Raw genomic sequence first — 240 nt, forward strand, 5'->3', positions numbered from 1 at the left:
GGACAGGCGTGATGCATCCGACCCTCGACCCGTCCGACATCCCGCCGCCGCCCGGCAAGGCGCCCTTCCTGCTCGCCGCCGTGGCCGCCATCGGCCTGCTCGCCTGGGGCGGCTACGGCCAGATGCTGCGGCGCGCCGCCGCCTCCGAGACCCAGCGGAAGATCAACAGCTTCGTGCCGGGGGTGCGCACCGCCACCGCGGAGCGGGCCGACAAGCCCATCGACATCACCCTGCCGGGCC

1 pseudogene is annotated in these 240 nt (G+C 75.0%); it reads left to right on the plus strand.

Annotated features, from left to right (window positions below):
* A pseudogene (locus AC0IY1_RS25555) lies at nucleotides 1-240 on the plus strand (efflux RND transporter periplasmic adaptor subunit); the annotation flags it as partial.

This window comes from Methylobacterium sp. AC690, from assembly GCF_979256535.1.